This is a genomic window from Stenotrophomonas sp. LGBM10, from assembly GCF_046736075.1.
Lineage (GTDB): Bacteria > Pseudomonadota > Gammaproteobacteria > Xanthomonadales > Xanthomonadaceae > Stenotrophomonas.
In genome coordinates this window covers 2,106,339-2,122,236 of sequence record NZ_CP177163.1, presented here as the reverse complement: position 1 = coordinate 2,122,236, position 15,898 = coordinate 2,106,339, and the positions used below count along the sequence as shown (strand labels likewise).

The 15,898-nt window shown below is 66.6% G+C and carries 17 protein-coding genes; 16 read left to right on the top strand and 1 reads right to left on the bottom strand.

Going from position 1 to position 15,898, the window contains the following annotated elements:
• Window positions 1–164 precede the first annotated feature (164 nt).
• From ACLB90_RS09005 to cydB, 5 genes are all read left to right on the top strand, one after another.
• Entirely contained in the window at window positions 165–1,250 is a 1,086-nt protein-coding gene (locus ACLB90_RS09005; RefSeq protein ID WP_411852594.1) for a DUF6708 domain-containing protein, read from the top strand.
• Window positions 1,243–1,977 (top strand): putative type VI secretion system effector, encoded by a 735-nt coding sequence (locus ACLB90_RS09000; protein WP_411852593.1) that lies wholly within the window; start codon window positions 1,243–1,245, stop codon window positions 1,975–1,977. Before ACLB90_RS09005 ends, ACLB90_RS09000 begins: the two co-directional genes overlap by 8 nt.
• A 477-nt stretch (window positions 1,978–2,454) precedes the next feature.
• Complete coding sequence (locus ACLB90_RS08995) at window positions 2,455–3,516, top strand: DUF6708 domain-containing protein (protein ID WP_411852592.1); 1,062 nt, start codon at window positions 2,455–2,457, stop codon at window positions 3,514–3,516.
• A gap of 129 nt (window positions 3,517–3,645) precedes the next feature.
• Window positions 3,646–5,043 (top strand): cytochrome ubiquinol oxidase subunit I, encoded by a 1,398-nt coding sequence (locus ACLB90_RS08990; protein ID WP_411852591.1) that lies wholly within the window; start codon window positions 3,646–3,648, stop codon window positions 5,041–5,043.
• A gap of 1 nt (window position 5,044) precedes the next feature.
• Window positions 5,045–6,058, top strand: a complete 1,014-nt coding sequence (cydB, locus tag ACLB90_RS08985) for a cytochrome d ubiquinol oxidase subunit II (RefSeq protein ID WP_411852590.1) — start codon at window positions 5,045–5,047, stop codon at window positions 6,056–6,058.
• Between the two features lie 24 nt (window positions 6,059–6,082).
• Here cydB and ACLB90_RS08980 read toward each other — a convergent pair whose 3' ends face one another.
• Window positions 6,083–7,111, bottom strand: coding sequence for a pteridine-dependent deoxygenase (locus ACLB90_RS08980; protein WP_411852589.1), 1,029 nt, complete (start codon window positions 7,109–7,111; stop codon window positions 6,083–6,085).
• A gap of 179 nt (window positions 7,112–7,290) precedes the next feature.
• Between ACLB90_RS08980 and ACLB90_RS08975 the strand changes: the two genes are divergently transcribed.
• From ACLB90_RS08975 to ACLB90_RS08925, 11 genes are read left to right on the top strand one after another with little or no spacing between them, the layout of a single operon-like run.
• Window positions 7,291–8,028, top strand: coding sequence for a beta-ketoacyl synthase chain length factor (locus ACLB90_RS08975; protein ID WP_411852588.1), 738 nt, complete (start codon window positions 7,291–7,293; stop codon window positions 8,026–8,028).
• Window positions 8,021–8,824, top strand: a complete 804-nt coding sequence (locus ACLB90_RS08970; protein ID WP_411852587.1) for a lysophospholipid acyltransferase family protein — start codon at window positions 8,021–8,023, stop codon at window positions 8,822–8,824. The genes ACLB90_RS08975 and ACLB90_RS08970 overlap by 8 nt, the downstream gene beginning before the upstream one ends.
• The gene (locus ACLB90_RS08965; protein ID WP_411852586.1) at window positions 8,811–9,071 is read left to right on the top strand and encodes a phosphopantetheine-binding protein; all 261 of its coding nucleotides are present in this window, start codon (window positions 8,811–8,813) and stop codon (window positions 9,069–9,071) included. The genes ACLB90_RS08970 and ACLB90_RS08965 overlap by 14 nt, the downstream gene beginning before the upstream one ends.
• A gap of 18 nt (window positions 9,072–9,089) precedes the next feature.
• Window positions 9,090–9,347: an acyl carrier protein gene (locus ACLB90_RS08960; protein WP_411852585.1), complete on the top strand. Its 258-nt coding sequence runs from the start codon at window positions 9,090–9,092 to the stop codon at window positions 9,345–9,347.
• Between the two features lie 21 nt (window positions 9,348–9,368).
• Window positions 9,369–9,920 (top strand): hypothetical protein, encoded by a 552-nt coding sequence (locus ACLB90_RS08955; protein ID WP_411852584.1) that lies wholly within the window; start codon window positions 9,369–9,371, stop codon window positions 9,918–9,920.
• On the top strand, window positions 9,913–11,598 hold the full coding sequence (locus ACLB90_RS08950) for an AMP-binding protein (RefSeq protein ID WP_411852583.1): 1,686 nt from the start codon (window positions 9,913–9,915) through the stop codon (window positions 11,596–11,598). Before ACLB90_RS08955 ends, ACLB90_RS08950 begins: the two co-directional genes overlap by 8 nt.
• On the top strand, window positions 11,591–12,373 hold the full coding sequence (locus ACLB90_RS08945) for a glycosyltransferase family 2 protein (RefSeq protein WP_411852582.1): 783 nt from the start codon (window positions 11,591–11,593) through the stop codon (window positions 12,371–12,373). The genes ACLB90_RS08950 and ACLB90_RS08945 overlap by 8 nt, the downstream gene beginning before the upstream one ends.
• On the top strand, window positions 12,370–13,311 hold the full coding sequence (locus tag ACLB90_RS08940) for an acyltransferase (RefSeq protein ID WP_411852581.1): 942 nt from the start codon (window positions 12,370–12,372) through the stop codon (window positions 13,309–13,311). The genes ACLB90_RS08945 and ACLB90_RS08940 overlap by 4 nt, the downstream gene beginning before the upstream one ends.
• Window positions 13,301–14,860 (top strand): HAL/PAL/TAL family ammonia-lyase, encoded by a 1,560-nt coding sequence (gene hutH / locus ACLB90_RS08935; protein WP_411852580.1) that lies wholly within the window; start codon window positions 13,301–13,303, stop codon window positions 14,858–14,860. The genes ACLB90_RS08940 and hutH overlap by 11 nt, the downstream gene beginning before the upstream one ends.
• Window positions 14,850–15,272 (top strand): acyl-CoA thioesterase, encoded by a 423-nt coding sequence (locus ACLB90_RS08930; RefSeq protein WP_411852579.1) that lies wholly within the window; start codon window positions 14,850–14,852, stop codon window positions 15,270–15,272. Before hutH ends, ACLB90_RS08930 begins: the two co-directional genes overlap by 11 nt.
• On the top strand, window positions 15,269–15,895 hold the full coding sequence (locus ACLB90_RS08925) for an outer membrane lipoprotein carrier protein LolA (RefSeq protein ID WP_411852578.1): 627 nt from the start codon (window positions 15,269–15,271) through the stop codon (window positions 15,893–15,895). The genes ACLB90_RS08930 and ACLB90_RS08925 overlap by 4 nt, the downstream gene beginning before the upstream one ends.
• Window positions 15,896–15,898: the final 3 nt, after the last annotated feature.

The following is a 15,898-nucleotide window of genomic DNA, read 5'->3' as shown; positions in this document are numbered from 1 at the left end:
GATGGTCGTTCAACGAGCGTGGTCGACTCAGAGGCACTCATGTTCCCGAAAGGACTTCGTCGTGCTCGCGGTAACGAACGAGGCAGAACAAATAATTACCCTGGATATCAATCTGATGGAATTACCAGTTTTATGCAGCCTGCGAAAGAAAGGAGCCGATTGCGGTGTACCTCATTGAAATGATCTTCTGGAAAGCGAAGCTTGGCGTAGGTGGCAGCGATCGAGAGGGCGCGCAGTCGGGCGCATCCATCGATGAGGGTGCTGGGATACGCCAGCGAATCAACAGAGAGCCGGGCGACGAGTCCGCGGTGTTCGCCGTGAACAAACGCTTCATGGATGTTCAGGGCGCATGGCAGGAAGACAGGAGAGGCGTCGTGACTTTCGTATTCCTGGGCTTCATGTACGTGCTGCAGGGCCAGTTTCTTCTGGGAATGATAGTTCCCGGCGCAGAAAAAATGATATCCGGAATCGGCTATCTGGGCAGACCGCTGGCCCCCGAAAACTACGTAACAACGCCCATCATCATGTTGATGTGGGCGGCGGCGAACATTGTCTTCTTCAGGTTCTGCTGGCGCTGGGTGCGATTGGAGCTGTTTGTACAGCGACGGATCATCGTTCGCTTCAACCGCGTCACGCGTCAGGTACACATCAACAGACCTGCCTGCGCGGGTGGAACGGTCACTCTCCCATGGGATGCCACCATCATGGAGATGACGGGCGGCGATCCAGGCTCCCGCACCGGCGATGGAACCCTGATCATGGGGTGGTCCGGGGAACGCACCGGCGTCGGGTTCGACGAGATCTGCATGCTGGGTGGCCTGCTTGACGATCAAGGCAGCGCCGAGGCGCTCGGTGAATACATCCGCCGCTACATGGAGGAAGGCCCCGATGCCGTGCCGCAGCCCAAGCGCTTGCGTGCAACTTGTCCCTGGCCTTGGGATTCCGTGCGCTCCACCTTGAGCTTCCTCCTCCCCTCTTGGCGTAACGGCGACAAGGGCCTTGTGCTGACCTTGGCCTTGCTCCTGTCCCCGTTGCTGCTGTTGCACAGCCTCTGCCATTGGATCTCGCTGCTGCTGTGCTGGCCCACCTGGTGGCCGCGCATCATTCGCCGCGCGGGCCTGCCCGGAGCGCCGGTCCCAGCCCTTACGGTGGCCGAAGACTACGGACCGGAGATTGCGCAGAAGTTGCGGGCGTCGGTAATGAAGCTGGTCAAGCCATCCGCGGCAGCCGATTCTGTATCTGATGCATAAGACAAATCTGGGTTCATTGGAAGTTATCCATGGAAAGGCCAGCAATGCGACGGTTGAGGGCGTACTTGTAAACACGCTCGGCCACAAAGGTGACCGCGAAGGCATGGCCGCTACGGGAGTCATTGCTGCCGCGATGGGATTGAGCGGCGCGGCTGCCCACATGGCGGCGTCTTCGGTCGAGGACATGGAAGAGCCGGTGGCGAAGGTGAGCGTCGAGCTTTCAGGTCAGCCGGTTGAAGGGTTGCTATGGAGATGGCCGTTCAAGGAGGGTGATCAGCTCACAGCCATTGGCAATCGTGTTCCCGGCGGGGGCTTCGTCGCACTTGCGGTAATGAACGAAGCGGAGCGAATAATAGCCCTCTACCCACACGTGAGCGCAGGAAGCCACGCGCATTGGTGGAGAGTGTTGCGGTACTCGCTAGCCATCGGCATGCCGGGGATCGTCCTCACGCTGGCACTTGTTTGCATCGGACTCGCATCGATGGGCGAGAACGTCTTAAATGAACTTCCTATGTTGTTGCTGATATCGCTCCCGAGTATCGGAATATGCCTTGGGATTGGCTACAGTCTGGGACGGCGCTTCACGCCCTACACAAGGATGGCCGAGGCCGTGTTCACGGCCATTGGCTGGAACGATGTCAAGTGGGTCAACCTCAGGGCAGACGTCAAGAAGCTAAGAAAGCCCAGTGATCCACCTACGCTTGGCGACAGCTATTTCAGGTACTGATCGATTCGGAGCAGTGTGCTGGAGATCGCAGTAAGGCTCTCAATAGAAAGCGATTGTTGATGCTCAAGGCGAATCTCTGCTCATTGGATGATATCCATGAAGTGGAACGTAATGCAGCGGTTGAGGACGGGCGTGCAAATACGCTCGGCCGCACAAGTGACCGTGAGGGCGTGGTCGCTACAGGGTTGGTAGCCACCGCTATCGTCTGAGTGGCGCGGCTGCCCCGCATGGCACCCTTTTCAATGGAAGAGAGAGCCGGTGGCCAAGGTGAGCTTTGAGATTTCAGGCCAGCCGGTTGAACCGCTGCTATGGAGATGGTCGTTCAACGAGCGTGGTCGACTCAGAGGTACTCATGTTCCCGAAAGGACTTCGTCGTGCTTGCGGTAACGAACGAGGCAGAACAAATAATTACCCTGGATATCAATCTGATGGAATTACCAGTTTTATGCGGCCTGCGAAAGAAAGGAGCCGATTGCGGTGTATCTCTTTGAGATGATTTTCTGGAAAGCAAAGCTGGGCGAAGGTGACAGCGATCAAGGGGGCGCGCAACCAGACGAATCCGTCGATGACGCCACTGATCTACGGCAGCGAATCAAGAGAGAGCCGCGCGATGAGTCCGCAGTCTTCGCCGTGAACAGTCGGTTCATGGACGTTCAAGGTGCATGGCAGGAAGACAAGAGAGGCATCGTCACCTTTGTCTTTATCGGCATCATGTTCGTCCTTCAAGGTCAATTTCTAGTTGGAGTAATCGTCCCGGGAGTTCAGCAGATGATCTCTGGGATTGGATACTTTGGAAGGCCGCTTCCTTCGGATCACTACGTTGGAATACCCATATTCATTCTGATATGGGCGGTGGCGAACGGCGTCTTCTTCAGGTTCTGCTGGCGCTGGGTGCGATTGGAGCTGTTTGTACAGCGACGGATCATCGTTCGCTTCAACCGCGTCACGCGTCAGGTACACATCAACAGACCTGCCTGCGCGGGTGGAACGGTTACTCTCCCATGGGATGCCGCCATCATGGAGATGACGGGCGGCGATCCAGGCTCCCGCACCGGCGATGGAACGCTGATCATGGGGTGGTCTGGGGATCGCACCGGCGCCGGGTTCGACGAGATCTGCATGCTCGGTGGCCTGCTTGACGATCAAGGCAGCGCCGAAGCCCTCGGCGAATACATCCGTCGCTACATGGAGGAAGGCCCCGACGCCGTGCCTCGACCCAAACGCCTGCGTGCCACGTTCCCCTGGCCCTGGGATTCCGTGCGTTCCACCTTGAGCTTCCTCCTCCCCTCATGGCGTACCGGTGACAAGGGACTTGTGCTGTCATTCGCCTTGCTCCTGTCCCCGCTGCTGCTGTTGCACAGCCTCTGTCACTGGATCTCGCTGCTGCTGTGCTGGCCCACCTGGTGGCCACGCATCATCCGCCGCGCGGGCCTGCCCGGAGCACCCGTCCCAGCCCTTACGGTGGCCGAAGACTACGGCCCGGAGATCGCCAGGAAGCTCCGGGCATCGGTCATCAGGCTCGCCGAGCCCTCACCCTGAACGTGTCACCAACCCTGAACCCGCCTCCACCTGCGACAAAGTGAAGCAGCGCGTCACCGGGTCGCATGTGCCTTTAACGAATACCGGCCCAGACTGGTGCGGATTCCAGAATGCAGGCGGAGGCGTCAGGTGGACGCGTTGTTGTTGTCGCGGATCCAGTTCGGGTTCGTCATCAGTTTCCATGTGCTGTTCCCGGCCTTCACCATCGGCACGGCCAGTTGGCTGGCGTTCGTGGAATGGCGCTGGCTGCGCACCCGCAACCCGGTATGGCGCGAGCTGTATTTCTTCTGGCAGAAGATCTTCGCCGTGTCCTTCGGCATGGGCGTGGTCAGCGGCATCGTCATGGCCTTCCAGTTCGGCACCAACTGGCCGCGGCTGAGCGAGGTGGCCGGCAGCGTGATCGGTCCGCTGCTCACCTATGAGGTGCTCACCGCGTTCTTCCTGGAAGCCAGCTTCCTGGGCGTGATGATGTTCGGCTGGGGCCGGGTATCGCCGCGCCTGCATTTCTTCTCGACCTGCATGGTGGCGCTGGGCACGCTGTTCTCCACGTTCTGGATCCTCTCGTCCAACAGCTGGCTGCAGACGCCGGCCGGCTATGAACTGATCGACGGCATCGTGCATCCGCAGGACTGGTGGCAGGTGGTGTTCAATCCCTCCTTCCCGTACCGCCTGGCGCACATGGCGCTGGGGTCGTTCATCACCACCTGCTTCGTGATTGGCGGGGTGGGGGCGTGGTACCTGCGCAAGGGCACCCATGTGGAGGCGGGCCGCACGATGCTGCTGGCGGCGGTGGCGTTCGCCGCGCTGACCGTGCCGGTGCAGATCTTCGTCGGCGACATGCATGGCCTGAACACGCTCAAGCACCAGCCGATGAAGATCGCGGCGATGGAAGCGCACTGGCATGCCGAAGGTGAGGGCGAGGGCGTACCGCTGGTGGTGTTCGCGCTGCCCAACGAAAAGGCCGAGCGCAACGATTACGAGATTGCGATTCCGCGCCTGGGCAGCCTGATCCTCACCCACTCGATGGACGGTACGTTCGATCCACTCACCTCGGTGCCGGCCAGCGAGCGTCCGCCGGTGGTGCCGGTGTTCTTCGCATTCCGCATCATGGTGGGGCTGGGCACGTTGATGCTGGTGCTGGCCTGGGTATCGGCATTCCAGTGGTGGCGAGGGCGGCTGCTGCAATCGCGCTGGTTGATCCGTGGCTGGAACTGGATGCTGCCGAGCGGCTTCATCGCGCTGCTCTCGGGGTGGTTCGTGACCGAGATGGGGCGCCAGCCGTGGGTGGTGTATGGCGTGCTGCGCACCGCCGATGCGGTAGGGCCACAGAGCGTCTGGATGACCGCGCTGTCGCTGGGCGTGTACATCGTGGGATATGCCTTCGTGTTCGGCTGGGGCATCTGGTACCTGGTCAAGATCATCCGTACCGGCCCCAAGCCGCATGATCCGGCACCGGCACTGGATGCCGGCAGCCATACCCCGGCGCGGCCGCTGTCGGCCGCCGATGAACCGCTGGAGGAGCGCTGACATGGACATGACGACGTGGCTGCCGGTGGCGTGGTTCGCTGTGATCGGCTTTGGCGTGCTGATGTACGTGGTGCTGGACGGCTTCGTGCTGGGCATCGGCATCCTCGCGCCGATGGCGGAGGACGAGGAACAGCTCGATGTGATGATGAATACCGCCGCGCCGATCTGGGACGGCAACGAGACCTGGCTGGTACTCGGCGGGGCGGGGCTGATGGCCGCCTTCCCCAAGGCCTACGCGGCGATGCTGTCGGCGCTGTACCTGCCGGTGCTGCTGCTGGTGGTGGCGCTGGTGTTCCGCGGGGTGGCGTTCGAGTTCCGGTTCAAGGCGCATCGTTCGCGCCGCCTGTGGAGCGTGGCGTTCGGGCTTGGCTCGTTGCTGGCGGCCTTCGCGCAGGGAGTGATCCTGGGCGCGCTGGTGCAGGGCCTGCAGGTGGTGGACGGGCGCTATGTCGGCGGCGCATTCGGCTGGTTCAGCCCGTTCTCGATGCTGACCGGGGCGGCGGTGGTGTTCGGGTACGCGCTGCTGGGCAGCACCTGGCTGATCCTCAAGACCGAGGGCCGCGAGCAGGCGTTCGCGCGCACGCTGACCCGGCCGCTGGTGGTGGCGGTGATCGTGTTCATGGGGCTGGTCAGTGCCTGGCTGCCGTTCCTGGATTCGCGCCTGATGGCGCGCTGGTTCAGCGATGGCAACTTCTGGTGGCTGTCGCCGGTGCCGTTGCTCACGCTGGGCGTGGCGGTGGCGCTGTGGCGCAGCGCGATGCACCCGCGCCGCGACCTGCCGCCGTTCCTGCTGACGCTGGGCCTGTTCGTGCTGGGCTTCATCGGGTTGGTGCTGGGCATGTGGCCGTACCTGCTGCCGCCCAGCATGACCTTGTGGCAGGCGGCCGCGCCGGCGTCTTCGCTGGGCTTCAGTCTGGTCGGGCTGGTGGTGCTGCTGCCGGTGATCCTGGGCTACACCGCGTGGTCGTACCGGGTGTTCCGCGGCAAGGTCACCGTCGATGCGGGGTACCACTGAGCCCTGGCCGGCGGCCGGTCGCGGCTAGCCGTGCAGGCCTTCGATCTCGACCAGCAGTTCAGCGCGGCACACGTCGGCATGCAGGACCAGAAACGGCGGGGCTGCCGGCAGTGCCGCCATCCGCGCCGCGATCGCCGGCATGTCGTCGGCGCGGCGCACATAGACCTTCAGCAGCGAGTCGGCGCCCAGCGCGGGTGACAGCGCAGGCCGCTGCTGGCGTGCGGTATCGATCAGGCTCTGCAGATTGGTCAGGGTTTCATCGAGCTGTTCGATCAGCGAGCCGGTGTGCTGCGAGGCATGCCCGATGATCGCCGCCGTGCCGGACTGCAGCAGCGGCAGGCCGGTCGCCGGCGGCGGCAGCAGGGCCCGGGCGAAGCTCGGCGACTGCGGCCCGTACTGGCGGGGGTAGCGGAACGCGCTGACCTGGCGGGGGTTCTCCAGCGGCAGGCCGGGCTCGCACGCCGACAACCAGTAGACCTGCAGCCGGCGCACGCCGTCGACGCGGCCGATGCAGGTGGCGGCGGGCAGGGCGGCTTCGTCCAGCGTCTGCAGACCGCGGACGCGTCCCACACAGAAGCGGCGGTAGCGTTCCTGGTCGCCGTCGCCGTCGGTGACCGCATCGAGGTAGTTCCAGGTCCGCAGCAGGTGCGGGAAGGCCCCCTGCGCCAGGAAGGCGCTCATCCGGGCGTAGGCCTGTTCGGTGGCAGCGGCGATATCGCCGTCCACTTCGTCGATCTCCAGCGCGCCGAACTGCACCGTCCCGTTGTGCGACCAGCGCACCGTCCCGGTGCGGCCGCACTGGACCGGGCCGGCACTGCGCCAGATCTCGATGCGCGCCGGGCCATGCGGGGCCAGCGGCACCTGCAGCCAGCGCGGGTCGTCGACCGGCGCGGGCGAGGGCGTGGTGCCGAAGCCGAACACGACGAGCGTATGTGGATCGGCCAGGGCGTCATCGCGCCCGGTAGACGGCGCATAGCGGGCGGCAAACAACGCGGGGCCGGGCGGAGTGAACGCGCGCGCCGGCGGTGATGCGTTGTCGAGAGCGTCGCTCATTTCAGATTGTGAAAGCTGCCAGTGCCAAGGCTGTCATGATAGCGTGCGCTCCTTTCCCGGCACCGCCGCACGGTGCCTGACGATGTCGATGACAGGCGCGGAACGGCTGGAATGGGGGAGCCGGAACGCGTCGCCCCCAAGGCTCGTACCCTTTTTGTGCCCATCGATAGTTGGCGGGAATGATTGAGTTTTCAGTAGTGGATTGGTCGGCCTGGGCCCCGGGACTGACGTCGAAGGCCGATTGGCAGGCATGGGCGCAGGCGCCGACCCTGCCGTCGGGCGATGACACGCCGGCGCTGGCCGAAGTGCCGGCCATGCAGCGCCGGCGCATCGAGCGGCTGGGGCGCATGGCGATCCAGGCCGCCTGCTGGTGCGAGCAGCCCGAGGACGCCGGCCAGGTGCCGCTGGTGTTCGCCTCGCGGCACGGCGACGTGGCCCGCTCGATGGAACTGCTCGATACCCTGACCGCCGATGCCGGCCTGTCGCCGACCGCGTTCGGTCTGTCGGTGCACAACGCGATCGCCGCGCTGTATTCGATCGCCCGCGGGCATCGCGGCAACTACCTGGCCCTCGCGGCCGGGCGGGCCACGGTGGAGGCGGCCTGCATGGAGGCCTTCGGGCTGCTGGCCGATGGTGCCCCGGAAGTGCGGGTGATCGTGTACGAATCCCCGTTGCCGGCCATCTATGCCGATTTCCGCGACGAGCCGGACCCGTATTTCGCGTGGTGCTGGCGGCTGCAGGCGGCCGATCGCCCGGGCACGCGGGTGTCGCTGGACTGGGCCGGTTCGGCGGCCGACGACGTTCCGGCCGGCGCCCTGCCGCACAGTCTGGAGGCGCTGCGGTTCCTGTTGTCCGGCCAGCCGACCCTGGGCCTGCAGGTTGACGGGCAGGCCTGGCAGTGGCGGCGCCGTGACTGAGCGCCGGGGCGGCCGGCTCGACCATGCCTGGCGGGTGCTGGGCACGGGGCTGAGCTTTGCGGTGTTCGGCATCGGCGGGCTGGTGCTCGGCGGGGTGCTGTTCCCGCTGCTGTTCCTGGTCCGCGACCCGGTCCGGCGGCGGACCCTGGCCCGGCGGCTGGTGCAGCTGAGCTTTGCCAGCCACGTCGGCCTGATGCGCCGGCTGGGGGTGATGACCTATGAGATCCGGGGCGCGGAGCGCCTGCAGCGCAACGGGCTGCTGATCCTGGCCAACCATCCGACCCTGATCGACGTGGTGCTGCTGATCGCCCAGCTGCCCAACGCCGACTGCGTGGTCAAGCAGGCCGTGGCCCGCAACCCGTTCATGCGCGGCCCGGTGCGCGCGGCCGGCTATGTGTCCAATGACGACGGCGCCGGCCTGATCGACGACTGCATCGCAGCGGTGCAGGCCGGCGGCAACCTGGTGATCTTCCCGGAAGGCACGCGCAGCGTGCCCGGGCAGCCGCCGCGGCTGCAGCGCGGGGCGGCCAACATCGCCGTACGGGGTGGTCTGGACATCACCCCGGTCCGGATCACCTGCTCTCCGCCTACCCTGACCAAGGGTCAGAAATGGTATCGTGTACCGTCACGGCGCTTTCACGTTCAGCTGGAAGTCGGGGAGGATCTCCCGATCGCGCCCTTTCTGATGGGTACCGGCGACACGCCCAGGGGGGATGCCTTGGCAGCCAGGCGCGTGACCGACCACCTTGCCCACTATTTCGACTTCGCCGGAGACGCTACCCGTGCAGGCACTTGAGCACGAGATCAAGGAATTGATCATTTCATCGCTTTCATTGGAAGACATCGCTCCCGAAGACATCGACCCGGTGGCCCCCCTGTTCGTCGAGGGACTGGGCCTGGATTCGATCGACGCGCTTGAACTTGGATTGGCCCTGCAGAAAAAGTACGGTGTCAGCCTGTCGGCCGATTCGGAAGAGACCCGTCGCCATTTCTCCAGTGTGCGTGCGCTGAGCGAGTTCGTCGCCGCACGCCAGTCGCTGTAACGGCGCCAGGATTTACCCATGACCAAGAACGAACTTTTCGATCGCATCGTCAAGATCCTCAAGGACAGCTTTGAGATCGAGCCGTCGCGCATCACGCCCGAGGCGCGTCTGTACGACGACCTGGACATCGACAGCATCGACGCGGTCGACCTGATCGTGCAGCTCAAGCCGCTGCTCGGCCGCAACCTGCAGCCGGAGGCATTCAAGTCGGTGCGGACGGTGCAGGACATCGTGGATGTGGTTCACGGGCTGCTGCCCGGGCAAGCGGCCGCCTGACGGCGGCGGCAGACGGCAGACATGGTCCGGGTACGCGTTGCGGCGTTTGCGTTGCTGTCGCTGGCGTACCCGCTGGTGGTCTACCTGTCGCTGGGGCATTTCGAGCCACGCTGGTTGTCGCTGCTGCTGTTCGCGCTGGCCGCCCTGCGCGCCCTGACCACCCGGCAGCCGGTGTGGTGGGTGGCGGCATTGGGCACCGGCGTACTGGCCCTGGTGGCCACGGCCTTCAACCAGTCGCTGCCGCTGAAGCTCTACCCGGCGCTGGTGAACGCGGTGATGCTGGTGATCTTCGCCACCAGCCTGCGCTTCCCGCCCAGTGCGGTGGAGCGGCTGGCGCGGCTGAGCGAGCCGGAACTGCCGCCGTTCGCCGTGGTCTATACCCGCCACGTCACCAGTGTCTGGTGCGGGTTTTTCATTCTCAACGGGGGCCTGGCCCTGGCCACGGCGCTGTGGGCGTCCGACCAGGTCTGGGCGTTGTACAACGGATTGTTGGCGTACGTGATGATGGGTGTCCTGTTTGCCGGGGAATGGCTGGTACGTCGGCGGGTGAAGGCGGCGCACGGTCATGGCTGAGTGGATCGCACTGGATCGGCTGGCGGTGGCGCCACGGCCGGGCCGCGCCGTGGGCGTGGTCGAAGGGGGCGTGCTCGACCATGCCGCCTTCGTGGACCAGGTGCAGCGCTGGCAGCAGGCGTTCGCGCAGGCGCCGGGCCGCGACTGGGCCCTGTACTTCGATGATGCGCTGGCCTTCGCGGCCGCGCTGTTCGGTGCCTGGCACGCCGGCAAGCGGGTGTTCCTGGGCGGCGACAACCTGCCCGCCACGCTGGATGGCCTGAGCCCGCGCGTGGCGGGGTTCGTCGGCGACGTGCCGGAGCGCTATGCCCCGCTGCGCCCGGCCGATGGCAGCACCGCCGCGATGCCGCTGCAGGCGCTGGACGAGGACGCGCTGGAACTGGTGGTGTTCACCTCCGGCAGCACCGGCGCGCCCACGGCCATCGCCAAGCGCATGCGCCAGCTCACCCGCGAGGTGGACGCGCTGCAGGCTGCGTTTGGCGAACAGCTCGACGGCGCGCAGATCCACGGCACGGTCTCGCACCAGCACATCTACGGGCTGCTGTTCCGCGTGCTGTGGCCGCTGGCGGCGGGCCGCGCGATCCAGCCGCGCCGGTTCTTCCATGAAGACCTGGTCAGCGCACTGGCCGCGCAGGATTCGGTGCTGGTGGCAACCCCGGCACACCTCAAGCGGCTGCCGGAACAGCTGGACTGGTCCTCGCTGAACGGGCGGCTGCGGGCGGTGTTCTCGTCCGGCGGGCCGCTGCCCGCCGAGGCGGCGCTGCAGGTGCGCGCGCTGCTCGGCGTGGCGCCGACCGAGGTGTTCGGCAGCAGCGAGACCGGCGGCATCGCCTGGCGCCGCTGGAGCGCCGAATCGCCGCAATGGCATCCCCTGCCGGGGGTGGCGTGGCGGATCCAGGACGGCTGCCTGGCCGTTTCCTCGCCGCACCTGGACGCCGCCGGCTGGTGGCAGACCCAGGACCGCGTCGCGGCCGATGAAGGCCACAGTTTCCGCCTGCTCGGCCGTGCCGACCGCATCGTCAAGATCGAGGAACGGCGGGTGTCGCTGGACGCGCTGGAACAGCAGCTGCGCGACCACCCGATGGTGCAGGACGTGCGCGTGCTGGTGCTGCCTGGCGCGCGCGATCAGCTCGCCGCCGTTGTGGTGCCGCAGCAGGCCGGTGCCGGGCAGTGGTCCGACGGCGAGCGCCGCCGCCTGGCGCAGCAGCTGGGCACGGCCCTGGCCGGCAGCCACGATGCGGTCACCCGGCCACGGCGCTGGCGCTTCGTCGAAGAACTGCCGTTCAACGCACAGGGCAAGGTGACCGCGGCCGCGCTCGGCGCGCTGTTCCGGCCGCTGATGCCGGCTGCGGAGTGGGTGCAGCGCGACGCCGACGCGGCCGCGCTGCGCCTGCCGCTGGAGGCGGATCTGGTCGTGTTCGACGGCCACTTCCCGCAGGCGAAGATCCTGCCGGGCGTGGTCCAGCTGGACTGGGCGATCCACTACGGGCGCATGGCATTCACGCTGCCGCCGCGCTTCCTGCGCATGGACGCACTGAAGTTCCAGCATGTGGCGCGGCCGGGCGACTGCCTGCAGCTCGCGCTGGCCTGGGATGCGGCCAAGGCGACGCTGGGTTTCCGCTACACCTCCGACCACGGCGTGCACGCCAGCGGCAGGGTGGTCTTCGGCGATGCATGACGCTGCCGGCAGCACCGCTGCGGCGGCCTTCGTGCCGCTGGTGGTGATCCCCGTCTACGACCACGCCGGCGCGATCGGCGCGGTGGTGCAGGGCGTGCGTGCCAGTGGCGCGCCCTGCCTGCTGGTGGACGATGGTTCGCACGCCCCCTGCGCGCAGGTGCTCGATGCGCTGGTGCAGGCGCATGCGCCGGCGGTAGCGCTGCTGCGCCTGCCGGACAACCAGGGCAAGGGTGGGGCGATGCTGGCCGGCTTCGCCGAGGCGGCGCGGCGGGGGTACACCCACGTGCTGCAGATCGATGCCGATGGCCAGCACGACACCGCCGACATTCCCCGCTTCCTGGCGCTGTCGCGGCAGCATCCGCAGACGGTGATCTGCGGCACGCCGGCCTACGATGCCAGCGTGCCCAAGGCCCGCCTGTACGGCCGCTACGCCACCCACATCTGGGTATGGATCAATACCCTGTCGCTGCATCTGCGCGATTCGATGTGCGGTTTCCGGGTGTACCCGCTGCCGCCGGTGACCCGGCTCGCCGCCGAGGAAACCATCGGCCGCCGCATGGATTTCGACAGCGAGATCCTGGTGCGGCTGTTCTGGCGCGGGGTGGCGGTGATCAACCTGCCCACGCGGGTCACCTATCCCAGCGACGGTGTTTCGCACTTCGACGTCTGGCGCGACAACGTGCGCATCAGCTGCATGCATACCCGGCTGTTCTTCGGCATGCTGCGCCGCGCGCCGCGCCTGCTGTGGCGCCGCGCCTCCGGCCCGCGCGCATGACCGCACCGACCGCCACGCCGCACTGGGCCGATCTCGGCGAGAGCACCTCCGCAGCCGGAGTGCTGTTCCTGTGCTGGGTGCACCGCTGGTTCGGGCGCTGGCCGTTCCGCCTGTGCGTGTATCCAGTGGTGCTGTGCCACTGGCTGGCCAACGGCGTGGCGCGGCGCGCATCGCTGCAGTACCTGCAGCGCCTGCAGGCCCATACCGGTGTGCTCGGGCGCACGCCGGGGGCGTGGCAGAGCCTGAAACACTTCGCGCTGTTCGCCGATACCCTGCTCGACAAGCTGCTGGGGCTCGGTGGGCGCTATCCGCCCGACCGCATCCACCTGCAGCGCGACCTGATGCTGGAGAAGATCGCGCGCCGCGAGGGTGGGGTGATCCTCACCGCGCACATCGGCTGCCTGGAGTTGTGCCAGGTGCTGGCCGAACAGGTGCCCGGCTTCCGCATCACCGTGCTGGTCCACACCGCGCACGCGCAGCGCTTCAACCGCCTGATGCAGCGGCTGGATCCGCTGGCATCGGTGGAACTGATGCAGGTTACCGACATGGGCCCGGCCACGGCCGTAGAGCTGCAGCGTCGCGTGGCAGACGGCGGTTTTGTCGCGATCGTCGGCGATCGTGTCCCGCTGCGCGGCGGACGTACCGTACCGGCACCCTTCCTGGGCCACATCGCACAGTTCCCGATCGGCGCCTATGTGCTTGCCGCCGCGCTGGCCTGCCCGGTGTACAGCATGGCCTGCCTGCACGAGGGGCGCGGCTACCGCGTGCGCTTTGAACACTTCAGCGACCGCATCGTGCTGCCGCGCGGCTCGCGCGACGCGGCACTGACCGAACAGGCGCAGCATTTCGCCCGGTGGCTCGAAGTTCAGGTCACCCAGGCACCCTTGGACTGGTTCAATTTCTTCCCCTTCTGGGATCAGGCATCGCATGGCAAGTAAGGCCCACCCCGATCAGGCAACCCCCCTCCGCTTTGGCGATGCCCCGCTGACCATCGAAGACGTGGTCGCGCTGTCGCAGCGCCGGGCCACGGCAGTCGTCTCCGACGACCCGGACTTCACTGCGCGCATCCAGCGTGGCGCCGATTTTCTCGACCGCCTGCTGCGCGAGGACGGTGTCATCTACGGGGTGACCACCGGCTACGGCGATTCGTGCACGGTGAACATTCCCCCGGCGCTCGTGGCCGAGCTGCCGCACCACCTGTTCACCTATCACGGCTGCGGCCTGGGGCGGTTCCTGGATGCGCAGGAAACGCGCGCGGTGATCGCCGCACGCCTGGCCTCGCTGGTGCGCGGCATGTCCGGGGTCAGCCACCCGCTGCTGCAGGGCCTGGCCACGCTGCTGCGCCACGACGTGCTGCCGCTGATTCCGGCCGAAGGCTCGGTCGGCGCCAGTGGCGACCTGACCCCGCTGTCGTACGTGGCCGCCGTGCTGTGCGGCGAACGCGAGGTGATGTACCAGGGCACGCGCCGCGCGGCGGCCGAGGTCCTGGCCGAGATCGGCATGGCGCCGCTGCGGCTGCGGCCGAAGGAAGGCCTGGCGATCATGAACGGCACTGCGGTGATGACCGCACTGGCCTGCCTGGCCTTTGATCGCGCCGATTACCTGACCCGGCTGGCCACCCGGCTGACCGCGTTCAACGTGCTGGCCAGCGACGGCAACGCGCACCATTTCGACGAGATGCTGTTCGCCGCCAAGCCGCACCCGGGCCAGATGCAGATCGCCGCGCGCCTGCGCGAGGACCTGCACAGCGATCGCCCGCCGCGCAACGAGCAGCGCCTGCAGGACCGTTACTCGCTGCGCTGCGCGCCGCACGTGATCGGCGTGGTGCAGGACGCGCTGCCGTTCCTGCGCCAGCTGATCGAAACCGAACTCAACAGCGCCAACGACAACCCGCTGATCGATGCCGACGGCGAGCGCATTTTGCATGGCGGCCACTTCTATGGCGGCCATATCGCCTTTGCGATGGATGCGCTGAAGAACACCATCGCCAACTTGGCCGATCTGCTGGACCGGCAGATGGCGCTGGTGGTAGACGCGCGCTTCAACCACGGCCTGCCGGCCAATCTGTCGGCGGCCACCGGCGAGCGCGCGGCCATCAACCACGGCCTGAAGGCGCTGCAGATCAGTGTCTCGGCGTGGACCGCCGAGGCGCTCAAGCAGACCATGCCGGCCTCGGTGTTCTCGCGGTCGACCGAATGCCACAACCAGGACAAGGTCAGCATGGGCACCATCGCCGCACGCGACTGCCTGCGCGTGATCGAACTGACCGAACAGGTCGTGGCCGCGCTGCTGATCACGGCCCGCCAGGGCGTGGCGCTGCGCCAGCGGGTGGGCATGAATGCCACCCTGCACGGCGCGCTCGACGCGATGTACCAGGACCTGTGCGCACGCATCGCGCTGGTGGAGGAAGACCGCGCGCTGGATGGCGAACTGCGTGGCCTGCTCGACGATATCCGCGCACAGCGCTGGGAGCTGTATGGCCAGTAACGACCTGAGCTGGGAAGTGGCGCTGTCGCCGGCCTTCCACGATTGCGATCCGATGCACGTGGTGTGGCACGGCAACTACTTCAAGTACTTCGAGATCGCACGCTGCGCGCTGCTGCAGCGCTACGACTACGACTACCCGCAGATGCGCGACTCCGGCTACCTGTGGCCGGTGGTCGACGCGCGCGTGAAGTACATCCGCCCGCTGCTGTACGGCCAGGCGCTGCGCGTGCGCGCCACCATCACCGAGTGGGAGAACCGCCTGAAGATCGCCTACGAGATCCTCGATGCGGACAGCGGCACGGTGCTGACCCGCGCCCATACCATCCAGGTGGCGGTCGACGCGGCCACCAATGAAATGCTGTACCTGTGCCCGCGCGTGCTGTGGGACCGTCTGGGAGTGGAAGCGCCATGAACCACCTGCTGCGCGCGCTGGTCGTGCTGATGTCGTTGATCGTGGCCGTTCCGGCGCTGGCCGCGCCGCCGGCCGACGTGGAGCTGGTCAAGCAGCGCGTGGCCAAGGTGGGCGTGCTGCGCGGTGAATTCACCCAGGAGAAGCAGGTGGCCGGGTTCAAGAACCCGCTGCGGTCGCAGGGCCGGTTCGTGCTGGCCCAGGACCACGGGGTGATCTGGACCACGCTCAAGCCGTTCCCGTCGGAGGTGGTGGTCACCCGCGACCGTATCCTCAGCCGCCAGCGCGATGGCAGCAGCCGGGTCGAGCTGGACGGTCGCCAGCAGCCGGCGATGCGTTCGGTGAACGCGATCATGTTCGCCCTGATGAGCGGCGATGCGCAGGCCCTGTCGGCGCAGTTCACGGTCAAGGTGCAGGCGCTGCCGGACAACGGCTGGACCATGCAGTTGAGCCCGCGCTCGGCGATGCTCGGCAAGGTCTTCACCGGATTGAAACTGAGCGGCGACCGCTACGTGCGCGAGGTCGAGATCACCGAGGCCAACCAGGACGTCACCCGCATCCATTTCACCGGCATGCGTGAAACCCCGGCGCAGTTGAGCGCGGACGAGGGTGGCCGGTTTGAATGACGC